Annotated in this window: 19 protein-coding genes; 16 read left to right on the plus strand and 3 right to left on the minus strand. The window is 66.0% G+C overall.

All coding sequences use genetic code 11. The features are described 5' to 3' along the window. Positions 1–11: 11 nt before the first annotated feature. From DDE20_RS05580 to cysE, 16 genes are all read left to right on the plus strand, one after another. A complete protein-coding gene (locus DDE20_RS05580) occupies positions 12–1,220 on the plus strand; it encodes a phage portal protein (RefSeq protein ID WP_116557483.1) in 1,209 nt (402 codons plus the stop codon). Further along, on the plus strand, positions 1,217–1,462 hold the full coding sequence (locus DDE20_RS05585) for a GTA head formation protein, RCAP_rcc01685 family (RefSeq protein WP_116557484.1): 246 nt from the start codon (positions 1,217–1,219) through the stop codon (positions 1,460–1,462). Before DDE20_RS05580 ends, DDE20_RS05585 begins: the two co-directional genes overlap by 4 nt. 162 nt (positions 1,463–1,624) lie before the next feature. Continuing rightward, positions 1,625–2,170: an HK97 family phage prohead protease gene (locus tag DDE20_RS05590; protein ID WP_116557485.1), complete on the plus strand. Its 546-nt coding sequence runs from the start codon at positions 1,625–1,627 to the stop codon at positions 2,168–2,170. 317 nt (positions 2,171–2,487) lie between these two features. After that, complete coding sequence (locus tag DDE20_RS05595) at positions 2,488–3,612, plus strand: phage major capsid protein (RefSeq protein WP_420812360.1); 1,125 nt, start codon at positions 2,488–2,490, stop codon at positions 3,610–3,612. A 208-nt stretch (positions 3,613–3,820) separates the two neighbouring features. Then, positions 3,821–4,411 carry a head-tail connector protein gene (locus DDE20_RS05600; RefSeq protein WP_116557858.1) on the plus strand — a complete coding sequence of 197 codons (591 nt, stop codon included), beginning with the start codon at positions 3,821–3,823 and terminating at the stop codon, positions 4,409–4,411. Then, complete coding sequence (locus DDE20_RS05605; protein ID WP_116557487.1) at positions 4,411–4,746, plus strand: head-tail adaptor protein; 336 nt, start codon at positions 4,411–4,413, stop codon at positions 4,744–4,746. The genes DDE20_RS05600 and DDE20_RS05605 overlap by 1 nt, the downstream gene beginning before the upstream one ends. Beyond that, positions 4,743–5,150 carry a DUF3168 domain-containing protein gene (locus tag DDE20_RS05610; RefSeq protein ID WP_116557488.1) on the plus strand — a complete coding sequence of 136 codons (408 nt, stop codon included), beginning with the start codon at positions 4,743–4,745 and terminating at the stop codon, positions 5,148–5,150. The genes DDE20_RS05605 and DDE20_RS05610 overlap by 4 nt, the downstream gene beginning before the upstream one ends. Positions 5,151–5,175: 25 nt before the next feature. Next, complete coding sequence (locus DDE20_RS05615) at positions 5,176–5,613, plus strand: phage major tail protein, TP901-1 family (RefSeq protein ID WP_116557489.1); 438 nt, start codon at positions 5,176–5,178, stop codon at positions 5,611–5,613. After that, a complete protein-coding gene (locus tag DDE20_RS05620) occupies positions 5,613–5,936 on the plus strand; it encodes a gene transfer agent family protein (RefSeq protein ID WP_116557490.1) in 324 nt (107 codons plus the stop codon). The genes DDE20_RS05615 and DDE20_RS05620 overlap by 1 nt, the downstream gene beginning before the upstream one ends. Next, positions 5,933–6,166 carry a rcc01693 family protein gene (locus DDE20_RS05625; RefSeq protein WP_116557491.1) on the plus strand — a complete coding sequence of 78 codons (234 nt, stop codon included), beginning with the start codon at positions 5,933–5,935 and terminating at the stop codon, positions 6,164–6,166. Before DDE20_RS05620 ends, DDE20_RS05625 begins: the two co-directional genes overlap by 4 nt. Then, entirely contained in the window at positions 6,150–6,803 is a 654-nt protein-coding gene (locus tag DDE20_RS05630; RefSeq protein ID WP_116557492.1) for a phage tail tape measure protein, read from the plus strand. The genes DDE20_RS05625 and DDE20_RS05630 overlap by 17 nt, the downstream gene beginning before the upstream one ends. A 2-nt stretch (positions 6,804–6,805) precedes the next feature. Further along, a complete protein-coding gene (locus DDE20_RS05635; protein ID WP_116557493.1) occupies positions 6,806–7,438 on the plus strand; it encodes a DUF2460 domain-containing protein in 633 nt (210 codons plus the stop codon). Continuing rightward, complete coding sequence (locus tag DDE20_RS05640) at positions 7,435–8,268, plus strand: DUF2163 domain-containing protein (protein ID WP_116557494.1); 834 nt, start codon at positions 7,435–7,437, stop codon at positions 8,266–8,268. Before DDE20_RS05635 ends, DDE20_RS05640 begins: the two co-directional genes overlap by 4 nt. Continuing rightward, the gene (locus tag DDE20_RS05645; RefSeq protein ID WP_116557495.1) at positions 8,269–8,697 is read left to right on the plus strand and encodes a C40 family peptidase; all 429 of its coding nucleotides are present in this window, start codon (positions 8,269–8,271) and stop codon (positions 8,695–8,697) included. Positions 8,698–8,713: 16 nt separating this feature from the next. Next, complete coding sequence (locus DDE20_RS05650; protein ID WP_116557496.1) at positions 8,714–12,628, plus strand: baseplate multidomain protein megatron; 3,915 nt, start codon at positions 8,714–8,716, stop codon at positions 12,626–12,628. 99 nt (positions 12,629–12,727) lie between these two features. Then, the gene (gene cysE, locus DDE20_RS05655; RefSeq protein ID WP_116557497.1) at positions 12,728–13,543 is read left to right on the plus strand and encodes a serine O-acetyltransferase; all 816 of its coding nucleotides are present in this window, start codon (positions 12,728–12,730) and stop codon (positions 13,541–13,543) included. A gap of 11 nt (positions 13,544–13,554) precedes the next feature. On the opposite strand, the gene DDE20_RS05660 is transcribed toward cysE, so the two are convergent. The 3 genes from DDE20_RS05660 to DDE20_RS05670 form a co-directional block, all read right to left on the minus strand. Beyond that, positions 13,555–14,439 carry a DMT family transporter gene (locus DDE20_RS05660; protein WP_116557498.1) on the minus strand — a complete coding sequence of 295 codons (885 nt, stop codon included), beginning with the start codon at positions 14,437–14,439 and terminating at the stop codon, positions 13,555–13,557. Positions 14,440–14,623: 184 nt separating this feature from the next. Further along, positions 14,624–15,946 carry a pyruvate dehydrogenase complex dihydrolipoamide acetyltransferase gene (locus DDE20_RS05665; protein WP_116557499.1) on the minus strand — a complete coding sequence of 441 codons (1,323 nt, stop codon included), beginning with the start codon at positions 15,944–15,946 and terminating at the stop codon, positions 14,624–14,626. Between the two features lie 10 nt (positions 15,947–15,956). Further along, positions 15,957–17,333 carry a pyruvate dehydrogenase complex E1 component subunit beta gene (locus DDE20_RS05670; protein ID WP_116557500.1) on the minus strand — a complete coding sequence of 459 codons (1,377 nt, stop codon included), beginning with the start codon at positions 17,331–17,333 and terminating at the stop codon, positions 15,957–15,959. Between the last annotated feature and the right edge of the window lie 9 nt (positions 17,334–17,342).

Genomic DNA, 17,342 nt, shown 5'->3' on the forward strand with positions numbered 1-17,342 from the left:
AGGAGGCACTCATGTTCGATTTCTTTCGCAAACCCGAGGCGGCGCCCGTGACCGTCCCCGAGGCCAAAGCCTCGGCAGTCGGGCCGCTCACCGCTGGCGGGGTCGGGCGGATGGCGGCGGTGAAAACCGCCATACAGCCGGTCTGGACCGCGCGCAACACCGTCTCGCTGACCCGCGCCGGGTTCCAGAACAACCCCGTGGGTTTTCGCGCGGTGCGGCTGATCTCCGAGGCCGCCGCCGCGCTGCCTCTGGTCCTGCAAAGCCCCGAGCAGCGGTTTGACCAGCACCCGCTTTTGACCCTTTTGCGGCGGCCCAATCCGGCGCAGGGGCGGGCGGAATTCCTGGAAGCGATCTATGCGCAACTCCTGCTCTCGGGCAGCGCCTATATCGAGGCGGTGAACGGCGGTGATACCCCGCTGCCCAGCGAGCTGCATGTGCTGCGCGCCGATCGCATGCGCGTGGTGCCCGGCGCCGATGGCTGGCCCGCGGCCTATGATTATGCGGTCGGCGGGCGCAAGCACCGCTTTGTGATGGGCGAGGGTGCCGCGCCGATCTGCCATCTGCGCGCCTATCACCCGCTTGATGATCATTACGGGCTGTCGCCGATCGAACCCGCCGCCGCCGCGCTGGATGTGCATTCGAGCGCCAGCCGCTGGTCGAAGGCGCTATTGGACAATGCCGCGCGGCCCTCGGGCGCGATTGTGTTTCGCGGCGAGGATGGGCAGGGCGCGATGACCGCCGAGCAATTCACCCGCCTGCAGGACGAGATGGAGATGCATCACCAGGGCGCGCGCAACGCCGGACGGCCGATGCTGCTGGAAGGCGGGCTGGACTGGAAGCCGATGGGGTTTTCCCCCTCGGATATGGAATTCCACAAGACCAAAGAGGCCGCCGCGCGCGAGATTGCGCTGGCGTTCGGGGTGCCGCCGATGCTGCTGGGCATGCCCGGCGATGCGACCTATGCCAATTACCAAGAGGCCAATCGCGGGTTTTACCGGCTGACCATCCTGCCCTTGGCGGCAAAGGTGACCGACAGTCTGGCGCATTGGCTCTCGGCGCATGCGGGCGAGGCGCTGGAGTTGAAACCCGATCTCGATCAACTGCCCGCGCTGGCGATTGAACGTGACCAGCAGTGGCGGCGCGTGGCGGAGGCAGATTTTCTGAGCGAGGCGGAGAAACGCGCGCTTCTGGGCCTGCCGCCGCGCCCCGAGGGCGCATGACAGCGCAGCGGCGCGCGGTCGGCGGGTCGCGGTTTCTCTATGACAGTTTCGACCTCGCGCAGGCCCGGATCGACGCGCAGGAGCGGCTCGAGAACGAGCGCCGCGCGGGGTTGGAATATCGGTTGAACCGGATCGAAGAGGTGCTGGAACGGTTGGAACGGCGGCTGTGGCTGGCGGTCTTCGGGGTCGCCTCGGGGGTGATTATTCACGGCGCGCTGGCGCTGATCGCGGCGGGGTTTTGAGGCCGGTGATGATTGTGAAAGCGTGGTTGAGAGCTTTTCTACCCGTCCGTGCCCTTGGCACGGACAGCCCCCGACCGCCCCCATGGGCGGGGGCTCCCCCCCGCCCGCGGTCGGGGGCTGACAGCACTATTCGATGCGGCGCATGGGGATAAGGGAGCGGGAATGACGGTTTTGCACACTACAGAGTTGGAAATCAAACGCAGCCAGCCGGGCAAAATCCGCGCAGAGGGGGCGGTGATCAGCGGCTATGCCTCGCTCTTCGGGGTCAAAGATCGCGGCGGTGATATCGTGATGCCGGGCGCCTACGCCGCCAGTCTCGAGCGGTTGCGCGCGCAGGGGGGCCGCGTGCGGATGCTGTGGCAGCACAATCAAGGCGAGCCCATCGGCGTCTGGGACGAGGTCGTGGAAGACGCGCATGGGTTGCGGGTCTCGGGGCGGCTGCTGGCGGATGTCGCCAAGGGCCGCGAGGCGGCGGCCTTGATGGCGGCGGGTGCGGTGGACGGGCTGTCGATCGGCTACCGCACGATCAAGGCCGAAAACCTGCCCGGCGGCGGGCGCAAGTTGCTCGAATTGGACCTTTGGGAAGTGTCCTTGGTGACCTTCCCGATGCTCGGCGCGGCGCGGGTGAACACCAAACAGGACATCGGCGGGAGGATCACCTGCCTCGCGCAGGGGCTGGACGCGGCGACGCAAGCGCTGCGCGGCTAAGACCTGCCGCGATGGAGTTGACGGGCGAATTTCCGCATCGGGGGCGGGCTTTGCGCGGCAAAGGCCAACGCCCCAAGGGGTGAGTTCAATGCCAAATGGCATGCCTCGGCGCGAGTTGGGCCAGCGGTGACGGCGGCGCCAAGGGCGCAGTGACCGGACGATGATAAGAGAGAAAGGACGCAGATATGAGCAGCGAAATTCCCGGCTTCGGGCCGGATCAAGGGGCCGCGCGCGGGGTCAATGCAGCGCCCGCTACCCCACCTGCCACCGCGCCTGCCGTTGGGGCGGCGCCCGAGGCCGCGCATCTCAAACAAGCGATGGATGGATTTGTCCATGAAATCAAATCCTTCCGCGCAGACGTCATCGGCAATTTGAAACAACAAGACGAGCGACTGACCATGATGGACCGTAAATTCACCACCAAGAGCAGCCGCCCGCTGCTGGCTCAGGGCGATGCGGGCGAGGGGCTGCACCTCAAGGCGTTTGACGCCTATCTGCGCAGCGGCGATGACGACGCGCTGCGTGGCATCATGCTGGAAGGCAAGGGCATGACCACGACGGTGAATAGCGAGGGCGGCTATCTGGTAGATCCGCAAACTTCCGAGCGGATTCAAGGCGTTCTGTATGCCGCGGCCTCGGTGCGCGCGATTGCCAGCGTGGTGCAGGTCGAGGCGGGCTCGTTTGATGTGCTGGTTGATCACGGCGATGTCGGCTCGGGCTGGGCCACAGAGAGCACGGCGGTAACCGAGACCGGCACCGGTGCGATTGACCGGATTTCGATCCGGCTGCATGAGCTTTCGGCGATGCCCAAAGCCAGCCAGCGGTTGCTGGAAGACAGTGCCTTTGACGTCGAGGGCTGGCTGGCCGAACGGATCGCGCAGAAATTCGCCCGCGCCGAGGCGGCGGCGTTTATCTCGGGCGATGGGGCTGACAAGCCGCGCGGCATTCTCGACCATGAAATCCTGCCCGAGGGCAGCGAGGTCTGGGGCCAGCTTGGCTATGTGGCGACCGGCACCGCGGGGGATTTCGACGCGGTCAATCCGGCGGATGCGGTGGTCGATCTGGTCTATGCGCTCGACGCCGGCTACCGTGCTAATGCGGGTTTTGTGATGAATTCGAAAACCGCCGGTGCGGTGCGCAAGATGAAGGACGGCGACGGGCGGTTTCTGTGGTCGGACGGGCTCGCTGCCGGTGAACCGGCGCGGCTGATGGGCTATCCGGTGCTGATTGCCGAGGATATGCCCGACATCGCCGCGGGCGCCCATGCGATTGCCTTCGGCGATTTTCAGGCCGGTTACACCATCGCCGAACGCCCCGATCTGCGGGTGCTGCGCGATCCGTTCAGCGCCAAGCCGCATGTGCTGTTCTACGCCACCAAACGGGTCGGCGGCGATGTGACGGATTTCAAAGCGATCAAACTGCTGAAGTTCGCGGTCTCGTAAGGGGCTGAGAATAAACGGAATTGGATCGACCCAAGGCGCGGGTCGGTCCGATGGCGGCGCAGGCGCGCGCGGTGTGGCCTTGCGCGGCATCGCCCGCACCGACCGGCTGCTCCTGATCCGTGCGCGCGGTGCGGGGCGTGTCTGCGCCGGTCCTTTCCCCCAACATTCCCCCGCGCATCCCAAGATATCCGGCGACAAGGAGGCCAGCATGAACCTGAAGGAGACCAGCACGGTGGCGGAGGCGGCGCTGCCCGTCGCGGCGCTGCGCGAGCATCTGCGCCTCGGCGCGGGGTTTGCCGATGAGGCAAGCGCGGATGCGCTCTTGGCGCGGTATCTGCGCGCGGCCATCGCGGTGATCGAGGCGCGCTGCGGCAAGGTGCTTTTGGCGCGTGATCACCAATTGAGTCTGCGCGGTTGGCGCTGGCCCGAGGCGCAGGCGCTGCCTTTGGCGCCGGTCAGCGTGGTGGCCTCGGTGACCCTGCGCGATGCGGCGGGGGCGGCGGTGCTGGTTGATCCTGCGCTCTGGCGGCTGGCCGAAGATATGCACCGCCCGCAACTCATTGCCACCGGCGCGACCCTGCCCGCGGTGCCGCCAAATGGCTCGGTAGAGATCGCCTTCACCGCCGGTTTCGGCGCGGCGTGGGAGGCTGTGCCTGCGGATCTACGCCAAGCGGTGCTGCTGCTGGCGGCGCAGTATTTCGAGCACCGCAGCGATGCGCAGGCCGCGCTTCCGGCAGGTGTTCCGGCGCTGGTGGCGCGCTGGATGCCGCTGCGGCTCACCGCCGGAGGGCACCGCTGATGGGATATGCGCTGAACCGGCCGCTGGTGCTTGAGGAGGCGGTGACCACCTCGGATGGCGCCGGTGGTTACGCCACGCAATGGCAGGCGCTGGGCACGCTTTGGGCCGAGCTCCGTGCGCGTTCGGGCAGTGAGCGGCGCGGGGTGATCGCGCCCGAGGGACGGATGCTGTTTCGCATCTATCTGCGCGCCGCCCCGCAGGGCAGTCCGCAACGCCCGCGCCCCGACCAACGCCTGCGCGACGGGGTGCGGATTTTCACCATTCTGGCGGTCAGCGAGGCTGATCCGCAGGGCGCCTTTCTGATCTGCCACGCCCGCGAGGAGGTGCCCGCATGAGCTATCAATCCGCCGCCGCCCTGCAAGCGGCGCTGTTCACCCAATTGTCCGCGGACGCGGTGCTGGCCGCGCTGTTGCCCGACGGGATTTTCGACGCGCCGCCACCGGGCACGCCGCAGGGCAGCTATTGCGTGATCGGCGCCGAATCGGTGATCGACCGGTCGGACAGCAGCGGGCCGGGGGCCGAGCACCGTGTCGAGTTCTGCGTGGTCTCTGACGCCAGCGGTTTTGCCACCGCCAAGGCCGCCGCGGCGCGGATCTCGCAAATCCTGCCGGATACGCAACCGGCGCTGAGCACGGGGCGGGTGGTGGCGATCTGGTTTCATGAGGCGCGCGCGCGGCGGCTCGAGGGCGGTGCCGTGCGCCGCATCGACCTGAAATTCCGCATCCGCATCGAAGGCTGAGACATCAACATAAGGAGTTGCGCGCATGGCTGTGCAAAGCGGCAAGGATCTTTTGATCAAACTGGATATGACCGGCGCCGGTCAGTTCGAAACCATCGCTGGATTGCGCGCCTCGCGCATCAGTTTCAACGCCGAAACGGTGGATGTGACCAGCCTCGACAGTCTGGGAGGCTGGCGCGAGTTGCTGGCCGGTGCGGGGGTGAAAGCCGCCGCGATCTCGGGCGCGGGGGTGTTTCGCGATGCCGCCACCGATGAACGCGCAAGGGCGGTGTTTTTCAACGGGGAAATCCCGCAGTTTCAGGTGGTTATTCCTGATTTCGGCGTGGTTGAGGGGGCGTTCCAGATCACCTCTCTGGAGTATGCCGGCAGCTATAATGGCGAGGCGACCTATGAGCTGTCGCTGGCCTCGGCGGGGGCGCTGGCGTTTGTCGCGGCGACGCCACTGGCGGCGGATCCCGAGTGATGGCGAATGCTTACGCGGGCGAGGTCACGCTGACCATCAACGGCGCGCCGCTGGCGTTGAAACTGACGCTGGGCGCGCTGGCGGAACTTGAGGTGGCGCTGGGCGCGGACACGCTGGTGGCGCTGGTCGAGCGCTTCGAGGCGGGGCAATTCTCGGCCCGCGATGTGATGGCGCTGATCCTCGCAGGGCTGCACGGGGCGGGGCAAAAGCTGAGCGCCGAGGAACTGTTGCAGGCCGATATCGAGGGCGGCGCGCTGGCGGCGGCGCGCTGTGCCGGACGGCTGTTGGCGCTGGCCTTTGCGCTGCCCGAGGCGGAGCCGTGAGCGGGGATCACGGCGGGCTCGATTGGCCCGGATTGCTGCGCGCGGGGCTGCACGGGCTGGGGTTGCGACCGGCGGAATTCTGGGCGCTGACGCCCCTTGAACTGATGCTGATGCTGGGCCGCGAGGCGCGCGCGGATGCGCTGTTCACCCGCGACCGGTTGGAGAACCTGCTGCGCCGGTATCCCGATGTGGCACCTGAAGAAAGGGCAGAGCATGACGGCAATGGATGATTTGAGCGCCGAACTGGCCGAGTTGGAAGCGCGGATGGTGACGACCACGGCGATGGTCTCGGGGCTTGATGCGGGGCTTGGCGATATGACCCGCAATCTGGTCGAGACCAACCGCGAGATGGCCGGTCTGTCGCGGTCTTTGGGCGGCGGGTTGCGGCGGGCGTTTGACGGGGTGGTGTTCGACGGGCTGCGGCTCTCGGATGCGATGCGGCAGCTGGGACAGTCGATCTCGAATTCGCTCTACACGGCGACGATGCGACCGGTGCAGGGCGCCTTGGGTGGCGCGCTTTCGGCGGCGATCTCGGGCGTCTACGGCGCGGTGCTGCCTTTCGCGCAGGGCGGATCGTTTGCGCAGGGGCGGGTGATGCCCTTTGCGCAGGGCGGGGTGGTCTCCCAGCCGACGGTCTTCCCGATGCGCGGCGGCACCGGCCTGATGGGCGAGGCCGGACCCGAGGCGATCCTGCCCTTGGCGCGGGGCGCCGACGGGCGGCTGGGGGTGCGCGCGGGCGGTGGCGGGCGCGCGGTGCAGGTGACGGTGAATGTCACCACCGCCGATGTCGCCGGTTTCCAGCGCAGCCAGTCGCAGATCGCGGCGCAAATGCAGCGCTTGTTGGCGCAGGGACAAAGGAACGCTTGAGGATGGCATTTCACGAAATCAGATTTCCCGCGACGCTGAGCTTTGGCTCGCTGGGCGGGCCCGAGCGGCGCACCGAGGTGGTCACGCTGGCCAACGGGCATGAAGAGCGCAACACCCCTTGGGCGCAGGCGCGGCGGCGCTATGATGCCGGTCTGGGGCTGCGCTCCTTGGATGATGTCGAGGTGCTGATCGCGTTCTTCGAGGCGCGGCAAGCGATGTTGCATGGGTTTCGCTGGAAGGATTGGGCGGATCACAAGACCTGCCGCGCGTCGCGCGAGGTCTCGGCGCTGGACCAGTCGATGGGCAATGGCGACGGTGCGGCAACCGCGTTTCAATTGATCAAAAGCTACACCTCGGGCGCCTGGGCGAGCACCCGCGTGATTACCAAACCGGTGGCGGGGACCCTGCGCGTGGCGATCGCCGGGGTCGAGGTGCAGGAGGGGATGGATTGGGAGGTGGACGGGGCCAGCGGCGTCCTGACCTTCACCACGCCGCCCGCGGTGGGCGCCGAGATCACCGCCGGTTTCGAATTCGACGTGCCGGTGCGCTTTGACACTGATCTCATTCAGGTATCCGTCGCCAGTTTTCAGGCCGGAGACGTGCCGAAAGTGCCGGTGATCGAGGTGCGCGCATGAGCGATCTCACCACCACACGGGCGCGGGTCTGGGCGCTGGAACGCCGCGACGGGCAGGTGATGGGGTTCACCGATCACGACCGCGATCTGGCGTTTGACGGGCTGGTGTTTCGCGCGGGCACCGGGATGAGCGCCAGCGCGATTGTGCAGGCGACGGGTCTGGCGGTGGATAACACCGAGGCGGTGGGCGCGCTCAGCGATGCGGGGCTGCGCGAGGCGGATATTCTGGCGGGGCGCTATGATGATGCGGCGCTGACCATCTGGGAGGTCGACTGGCGCGATGTCACTTGGCGCCGCGTGTTGTTTCGCGGCTCTCTGGGCGAGATCACCCGCGCAGGCGGGGCGTTTCGCGCCGAGTTGCGCGGGCTGACCGAGCCATTGTCGAAACGCGGCGGGCGGGTGTTCACTGCGGTCTGTCCGGCGGTGCTGGGCGATGCCGACTGCGGGTTTGACCTGGCGCAAGCGGGGTTCTTTGCCGAGGTGGAATTGCGCGTGGTGGCGGAGGCGGGGGCGATCCTGACGCTGCCGGAATTGCCCGAGTTCGCCGCCGGTTGGTTCACCGACGGGCATCTGCGGATCACCTCGGGCGCGGCGGCGGGGCTTTCGGCACAGGTGCGCCGTGACGAGATCACCGAGGGCGCGCGTATCTTGCACCTCTGGGCCGCACCGGGGGCGGCGCCCGTGGTGGGCGATCGGGTGCGGATCACGGCGGGTTGCGACAAACGCTTCGAGACCTGCCGGTTGAAGTTCCTCAACCAGTTGAATTTTCGCGGCTTTCCGCATCTGCCAAGCGATGACTGGCTGATCGCCACACCGCGCGTGGAGGGCTAGGTGGCGACCTCGGATCGCGCCGTAGCCGAGGCACGGCGCTGGATCGGCACGCCCTATCGGCATCAAGCCTCGATCCAAGGCGCGGGCTGCGATTGTCTGGGCCTGCTGCGCGGGGTCTGGCGGGCGCTTTACGGCGCCGAGCCTGCAGTGATCCCGCCTTATAGCGCGGATTGGGCGGAAACCGGCGGCGACGAGGCACTTTGGCAGGCCTTAGCGCAGCATCTGCCGCCTGCCGAGGGGCCTCTGGCGGCGGGGCAAATCCTGCTGTTTCGGATGCGCGCGGGGCGGATGGCGAAGCATATCGGCATCTGCTCGCAGGCCGCGCAAACCCCGCGGTTCATCCACGCCTATAGCGGACACGGGGTGATAGAGAGCCCGCTGTCACCGCCATGGGCGCGCCGAATCGCGGCGCGTTTCGAGTTCAAGTGACCTAAAGGAGCCAATCATGGCGACATTGCTTTTGTCAGCCGCGGGCGCGGCGATCGGAGCCAATTTGGGCGGCGCCGTGCTGGGGCTTTCGGGCATGGTCATCGGCCGCGCCGTGGGCGCGACGTTGGGCCGGGTGATCGACCAGCGCCTGATCGGTGCAGGCTCTGGTGACGGCGAGGGGATCAAGCGGCTACAGGTGACCGGCGCCGGCGAGGGCGTGGCGATCCCGCTGGTCTGGGGGCGTATGCGGTTGGCCGGTCATGTGATCTGGGCCTCGGATTTCGCGGAAATTCCGGGTCATTCGCGGCGCACCAAGGGCGGGCTGGGCCCGAAGGTCAGCGAGCAATCGCGGCTGATTGTCAGCGTGGCGATTGCGCTCTGCGAGGGCGAGATTTCCGGCGTCGGGCGGATCTGGGCCTACGGCGACGAGATTGCGCCGCGTGATCTGAACCTGCGCGTTTACCATGGCACGCAGGACCAGATGCCCGACCCCAAGATTGCCGCCAGCATGAATGACGCGCCCGCCTACCGTGGCACCGCCTATGTGGTGATCGAGGATCTCGACCTCGCCCCCTATGGCAACCGGCTGCCGAGTTTTGCTTTCGAGGTGATCCGCCCCGCGCAGGCTGCAGGCCACGCGACCTTGCAAGACGCGGTGCAGGGGGTGGCATGGATGCCGGGGTCGGGGGAATATGCGCTGGCCAGCGCGCCGGTGCTTTTGGAGGCTGAGGCGCTGGGCGGCAGTTTCAGCGCCGCCGCGCAGAGTGAGCGTGTGCAGGTGAACGTCAATTCCTCCTCGGGCGCGGCGGATTTTCCCACAGCTTTGGGCGCTTTGCAAAACGAGTTGCCGCGGGTGAAGTCCGGCCTGCTGATCGCCTCGTGGTTCGGCGATGACCTGCGCTGCGGGCAGTGCGCGATCAAGCCGAAGGTTGAATTTCGCGCCCGCGAGGGGCGGGACATGCCTTGGCAGGTTAGCGGCGTGACCCGCGCGGAGGCCGAAGAGGTCGCGCGGTTGGGGGGTGATCCGGTCTACGGCGGCACGCCTGCGGATGCCTCGGTCCTGCAGGCGATTGCGGCGCTGAAAGAGGCGGGGCAGGCGGTGGTGTTTTACCCCTTCCTGTTGATGGAGCAACTGGCGGGGAATGCGCGACCTGATCCCTATAGCGATTCCGAGGACCAGCCCGCTTTGCCGTGGCGCGGGCGGATCACCCTGTCGAAAGCGCCGGGGCAGGCGGGGTCGCCGGACCGCAGCGCAGGGGCCGAGGCCGAGGTGGCGGCGTTCTTTGGCACGGTGCAGGCGCAGGATTTCGCCGTCACGCCGGGGAACGTCGCCTATTCCGGCCCGAATGAGTGGTCTTACCGCCGGTTCATCCTGCATTACGCGGCGCTCTGTGCGGCGGCGGGCGGGGTTGAGGCGTTCTGCATCGGCTCGGAAATGCGCGGGCTGACGCAAATTCGCGGTGCCGGTGACAGCTTTCCGGCGGTGGCGCAGATGCGGGTGCTGCTCAGCGATGTGCGCAGCATTCTGGGGCCGGAGGTCAAGCTGACCTACGCCGCCGACTGGAGCGAATACGCGGGCTATGATGCGGGGGGTGGCACCCGCTATTTCCACCTTGATCCCTTCTGGGCCGACCCTGATCTCGACGCGATTGGCATCGACAATTACATGCCGCTGGCCGATTGGCGTGATGGCGAGGGGCATCTGGACGCGCAGCTGTGGGATTCGCCCTATGATCCGGCGTATTTGCAGGCGAATATCGCGGGGGGCGAGGGGTTTGACTGGTATTATCCTGATGCGCAGGCCCGCCGCGACCAGCGCCGTGCGGCGATCACGGATGGACAGGGCGAGGCTTGGCTCTGGCGGGTCAAGGATCTGCGCGGCTGGTGGGAAAACTGCCATACCGAGCGTTTGAATGGCCAGCCCGCCGCAGAGCCGACGGCATGGGAGCCGCGCTCGAAACCGATCTGGTTCACCGAATACGGCTGCGCGGCGATTGATAAGGGCGCGAACCAGCCGAATGTGTTTCTGGACGCGAAATCCTCGGAATCCGCGGCGCCGTATTTCTCCAACGGGCAGCGCGATGATCTGATGCAGATGCAGTATCTGTTGGCGATGCACGGGTTTTGGGCGGAGGCGCAGAACAATCCCGTCTCCGAGGTCTACGGTGGGTCGATGGTCGATTGGACGCGCAGCCACGCTTGGGCCTGGGACGCGCGGCCCTTCCCGTGGTTTCCGGCCAACACGAACTTGTGGTCGGACGGCGAGAACTGGCTACGCGGGCATTGGCTGACCGGTCGCGCCAGCCACCAGCCCTTGGCGGCGGTCATCGCCGAACTGTGCCAGCGCGCGGGGATCACGGATGTCGATGTCAGCGCGCTGTTTGGTGTGGTGCGCGGCTATGCGGTGGCCTCGACCACATCGGCGCGCGCCGCCTTGCAGCCCTTGTTGATGGCGCATGGTATCGAGGCGATCGAGCGCGGCGGTGTGCTGGTCTTTCGCCCGCGCGATGCGAAAGCGCCGGTCGCGCTGGACGCTGCCGGATTGGTGGCGCGAGAGGGCGGCGATCTGCGGGTCACACGCGGGGCCGAGGCCGAGACCGCGGGGCGTTTGCGGCTGACCTATATCGAGGCCGAGGGCGCCTTCGAGACGCGCAGCGCCGAGGCGGTGATCCCTGATCAGGCCAGCCATGATCTGGCGCAGGCCGAATTGCCCTTGGCGCTGACCCGTGGCGAGGCGCGCAGCGCGGTCAAACGCTGGCTTTCCGAGGCGCGGATTGCGCGGGATCTGGCGCGGTTCAGCCTGCCGATGTCCTCGGATCTGGGCGCGGGCGATATCGTCACGCTGGCGCATGGCGGTGAGGCGCGGAACTACCGGATCGAGCGCGTCGATATCACCGGCGCGCGCGAGATCGAGGCGGTGCGCGTTGAGGCGGGCGTCTACCGCATTGCCGAGGTTTCGGAGGATCTGCCGCAAGCGCTTAGCTATCAAGCGCCAGTGCCGGTGCTGCCGCTGTTTCTCGATCTGCCGCTGTTGCAAGGCGATGAGGTGCCCCATGCACCGCATCTCGCGGTCACCGGCCTGCCGTGGCCCGGCGCGGTGGCGGTCTATGATGCGCCCGCGAGCGGCGGTGCCTTTGACCTCAACCGGCTGATCGGGCAGCGCGCCACGATCGGCGAAACCCGCTCGCCGCTGTTTGCCGCGCAGCCATCGCTGCCGCAACGCGGCGCGGGGGTGGTGGTGGAGTTTCTGCTCGGCAGCACGCTCGCCTCGGTCAGCGCGGCGGAGTTGCTCAATGGCGCCAATCTGGCGGTGATCGGCAATGGCGCGCTCTGGGAGGTGTTTCAATTCACCGAGGCCACGCTGATCGAGGCAGGTGTCTGGCGGCTCTCGGGCCTGTTGCGCGGGCAATGCGGCACCGAGGCGCTGATCCCCGAAGCCTGGCCCTCGGGCAGTATCGTGACGGTGCTTGATGCGGCGGTGGCACAGGTGACCCTGCCGCAATCCATGCGCGGGGTGGCGCGGCGCTGGCGGATCGGATCGGCGGCGCTGGCCTATGATGATCCCAGCTATGTTGAAAGCACGCAGGTGTTTCATGGCAACGGTTTGCGCCCATATGCGCCCGCATTTTTGACCGTAGACACACAAGACAACGGTGATCTGGATCTGCGATGGATCCGGCGCACGCGGATCGGCGGCGACAATTGGGACGGGGTCGAGGTGCCGCTGGGCGAGGAAAGCGAGGCCTATCTGCTGCAGGTCATCCATGCGGGCACGGTGGTGCGGCAAGAGACGCTCAGCCAGCCGCATTTTACCTATCGCGCCACTGACCTAGCCGCGGATGGGGTGACAGCGCCCTTTACCCTCTCGGTGGCGCAGATTTCGGCGGGGTTCGGCGCCGGACTGGCGGCAATCCACACCTACGACCCCTGAGCGGACCCGCGCATTTTGACGCAGAAACCTTGCCGCTTGCACTGGAAAACCATGCGGTTTCGGCTATGTTCCACCCAAAGCAGTCTGCGGAGCATCGCCATGGCCAAACTCAACGCCCAAGTCTCGACCCTCGATCCGGTCTGGCAGCGCATCTGCGTGGAGGCCCGTCAGGTGGTCGAAGACGAGCCGCTGATGGGCGGTGTGATCCACAGCTCGATCCTGCATCACGCGGGGTTCGAGCAGGCGCTGGCCTTCCGCTTTGCGCTGAAACTGCGCTCGGCCGAGATGGGCGAACAGGTGCTGCGCGAGATCGCCGATGCGGCCTATGCCGATGACAAATGGCTGGGGCAGGCGGCGCGTGCGGATCTGGTGGCGGTGGTTGACCGTGACCCCGCCTGCAACCGGTTTGTGCAGCCGATCATGTATTTCAAAGGCTATCAGGCGCTGCAGGCCTCGCGCGTGGCGCATTGGCTGTGGAACCGCGGGCGCATTGATATGGCGTCCTTCGTGCAGATGCGGATTTCCGAGATGTTCGGCGTTGATATCCATCCCGGTGCGAAAATGGGCAAGGGGATCATGATCGACCACGCGCATTCCATCGTCATTGGCGAGACCGCAGTGGTCGGCGACAATGTCTCGATGCTGCATTCGGTGACGCTGGGCGGCACCGGTAAGGAAGACGGCGACCGGCATCCGAAAATCGGCAATGGTGTGCTGATCGGGGCGGGGGCGAAGGTGCTCGGCAATATCAAGGTCGGCGATTGCTCAAGGATTGCAGCGGGTTCGGTGGTGCTGAATGAAGTGCCGCATTCGACCACCGTCGCCGGCGTGCCCGCCAAGATCATCGGCGAGGCGGGCTGCCCCGAACCGGCGCGCTCGATGAACCAATGGCTGACGGAATTCGCGCCGGAGTGAGAGGGTAAGGCTTAACCCTGCGCGTTCGCCCGTTCGCGCAGGATGATGATCCCGCCGCTGGCAATGATGATTGCCGCGCCGACAAAGGTCAGCGTGTCGGGCAGTTCCATCCAGAACACCCAGCCCAGAAGCGTCGCCCAGATCATCGCGGTGTAATCCAGCGAGGCGACAACCGAGGCGGGGGCAAAGCGGAAGGCCTGTGTCATCATTGTCATCCCCGCCGTGCCGAAGAACGCGATGGCAAAGAATAGCCAGAGATCGGCGCTTTGCACCGGGCTCCAAACGAAGGGCATGGCCAGCGCCGAGAGCAGTGCCCCTGCGCCCACGAGATAGAGCATCAGCGTCCAGACCGATTCGCGCGGATCGACCCAGCGCGCGCTGATCATCAGGATCGCGTAAAACAGCGCGGTGACCAGCGGCAGGATCGCGGCGGCCTGGAAGGTCGCGGCACCGGGGCGCACGACGATCAACACGCCGATGAACCCAATCACCACCGCTGACCAGCGCCAGATGCCGACGTGTTCCTTCAGCAGCAATGCCGACAGCGCGGTGATGAACAAGGGCGCCACGAAAATCAGCGCGGTGGCCTCGGCCAGTTCCAGATAGCGCAGGCTGGTGAAAAAGATGAAAGCGGCGCAGAGCCAGATCAAGCCGCGCAAGAGATGCATCACCGGCTTATGCGAGCGCAGAGCGCGGCGCCCGCCGAACTTCAGCACCACCGCAAGGGCGAAGGGAAAGGCGATCAGATTGCGTAGAAACAGGATCTGGAAGGTCGAATAACCATCATTCAACTGCTTCGCGATGGCATCATTGACGCAGAGACAGGCGACGCCAATGCACATCAGCACGATGCCGAAAATCGTTTGTGAATGGTTGAATTGAACAGTGGTTGGCATGGTCCCTCTCTGCGCCGCGGTCACGGGGGGCGCGGCTGATGCACTCGACCACAAGTCACGGCGCGCGGCCAGAGGTATTTCACCTGTGTTGCAATCCACGCCATGGTGCAGGGCAAAGAAAAACCCCGCGGCTGCGCTCAGGCAGTCGCGGGGTTTGATGTTTCGCGCATTTGCGAAATAGGCGTCAGGCCAGCATCGCCATCGGGTTCTCGAGGTTCTCGATGATCGCCGCGAGGAACTCGGCCCCCAGCGCGCCGTCAATCACCCGGTGATCCACCGAGAGGGTCATCGACATCACCGTGGCGACACTCAATTCACCGTCCTTGCCGACCACCGGCTGTTTGATCCCTGCACCAACCGCAAGGATCGAGCCATGCGGCGGGTTGATCACGGCGTCGAAATTCTCGATGCCCATCATCCCGAGGTTGGAGATCGCAAAGCTGCCGCCCGAGTATTCATGCGGCGCCAGTTTGCGGTCACGGGCGCGAGCGGCGAGGTCTTTCATCTCGGCCGACAGAGTCGACAGCGACTTTTGATGCGCGTCCTTGAGCACCGGCGTGAACAGCCCGCCCTCAATCGCCACGGCCACCGCCACATCCGACGGCTTCAACCGTAGCATCCGGTCACCGGCCCAGACCGAATTGGCCTCGGGCACCTTTTGCAACGCCAAGGCACAGGCCTTGATGATGAAGTCGTTGACGCTGAGCTTGACGCCGCGCGATGCCAACTGGCCGTTCAATTCGGCGCGGAACTTCATCAGCGCGTCGATCTGCACCGAGCGGCGCAGATAGAAATGCGGGATCGTCTGTTTGGCTTCGGTCAGACGGGCGGCAACGGTCTTGCGCATGCCGTCCAGCTTGACCTCTTCAAACTCGCGACCTTCGAACATCTTGATCACGGCCTCGGCGCCGGCACCGGTGGGCATTGCCGCTTTCGCAGCCGGTGCCGCAGCGGTGGCGGTGGCGGTGGCCGGAGCCTTGGCCGGTGCCGCGCTGGCCCCCTCAACATCGGATTTGACGATGCGGCCATGCGGGCCGGAGCCCGAGATCGCGGTCAGATCGACGCCTTTGCTGGCCGCGATCCGCCGCGCCAGAGGCGAGGCAAAGATGCGCTTGCCTGCGGCGGTGGGGGCCGCCGGAGCCGGAGTCGCGGCTTCTGCCGGTTTCTCTGCCGGAGCCGCAGCAGGGGCCGCCTCCGCCGGCGCCTCGGCCGGTTTCTCGGCGGGTTTCTGGGCGGGGGCGGCACCGATATCATCGGCGTTTTCCCCGTCCTCCAAAAGCACCGCGATCAGGCTGTTGACCTTCACGCCTTCGGTGCCTTCTTCGACCATGATCTTGCCGATCGTGCCTTCGTCGATGGCTTCAAACTCCATCGTCGCCTTATCGGTCTCGATTTCTGCAATGACCTGCCCCGAGGTGACAGAATCGCCCTCTTTGACCAGCCATTTCGCCAATGTCCCCTCCTCCATGGTGGGCGACAGCGCGGGCATCAGGATTTCCACGGGCATAACGCTCTCCTTAGCGGTAGGTGACTTTTTTGACGGCGGCGACGACTTCATCACTGGTCACCAGCGCCAGACGTTCGAGATTGGCAGCGTAGGGCAGGGGCACATCCTTGCCGCAAACGTTGATCACCGGCGCGTCGAGATAATCAAACGCCTGCTCCATCACCTCCGAGGTGATGTAATTGCCGACCGAGGACTGCGGGAAGCCTTCCTCGACGGTGACCAGACGGTTGGTTTTGCGCACCGAGGCCAGAATCGCGTCGGTGTCCATCGGGCGGATCGTGCGCAGGTCGATAACCTCGGCATTGATCCCCTCACCGGCCAGTTTCTCGGCGGCTTCGAGCGCGTAATGCATGCCGATGCCAAAGCTGACAATGGTCACATCCTCGCCTTCGCGGGCGGTGCGGGCCTTGCCGAAGGGGATGGTGAAATCCTCCATATCCGGCACTTCGAACGAGCGGCCATAGAGGATCTCGTTTTCAAGGAAGATCACCGGATTCTGGTCGCGAATCGCGGTTTTCAACAGGCCTTTGGCGTCGGCGGCGGTATAGGGCATCACCACTTTGACGCCGGGCAGATGCGAGAACCACGCGGCATAGCACTGGCTGTGCTGCGCGGCGACGCGGGCGGCGGCGCCATTGGTGCCACGGAACACGATCGGGCAAGGCATCTGGCCGCCGGACATATAAAGCGTCTTCGCTGCCGAGTTGACCAGATGGTCCATCGCCTGCATCGAGAAGTTGAAGGTCATGAACTCGACAATCGGGTTCAGACCGGCCCATGCCGCGCCGACCGCCAGACCGGTGAAACCGGCCTCGGTGATCGGCGTGTCGACCACGCGGCGGGCGCCGAATTCATCCAAGAGCCCCTGCGAGATCTTATAGGCGCCTTGGTATTCGCCGACCTCTTCGCCCATCAGGAAGACTTTGTCGTTGGCGCGCATTTCTTCGGCCATCGCCTCGCGCAGCGCCTCGCGGACGGTGATCTTGCGCATCGCCGTGCCTTCGGGCCAATCCGGTGTGGCCGGAGCGGCAGGGACGGCGGGTGCTTCGGCAGCCGCAGCAGGGGCGGCGGCAGCGGCGGGTTCAGCAGCAGCCTCGGGCGCGGCGGCGGGTGCGGCCTCAACCTGCACGTCATCGGCGCTTTCGCCTTCTTCGACCAGCACCGCAATCGGCGTGTTGACCGCGACACCCTCGGTGCCCTCGGCCACTAGGATCTTGCCCATTGTGCCTTCATCGACCGCCTCGAATTCCATCGTCGCCTTGTCGGTCTCGATTTCCGCGATGATCATCCCCGAGGTGACCTCATCGCCTTCTTTCACCAGCCATTTGGCCAGCGTGCCTTCTTCCATCGTCGGCGAAAGGGCGGGCATCAGGATTTGGATAGCCATGTTCTGGTC

The organism is Pararhodobacter oceanensis (genome assembly GCF_003076755.1).
Classification (GTDB): Bacteria; Pseudomonadota; Alphaproteobacteria; order Rhodobacterales; family Rhodobacteraceae; genus Pararhodobacter; species Pararhodobacter oceanensis.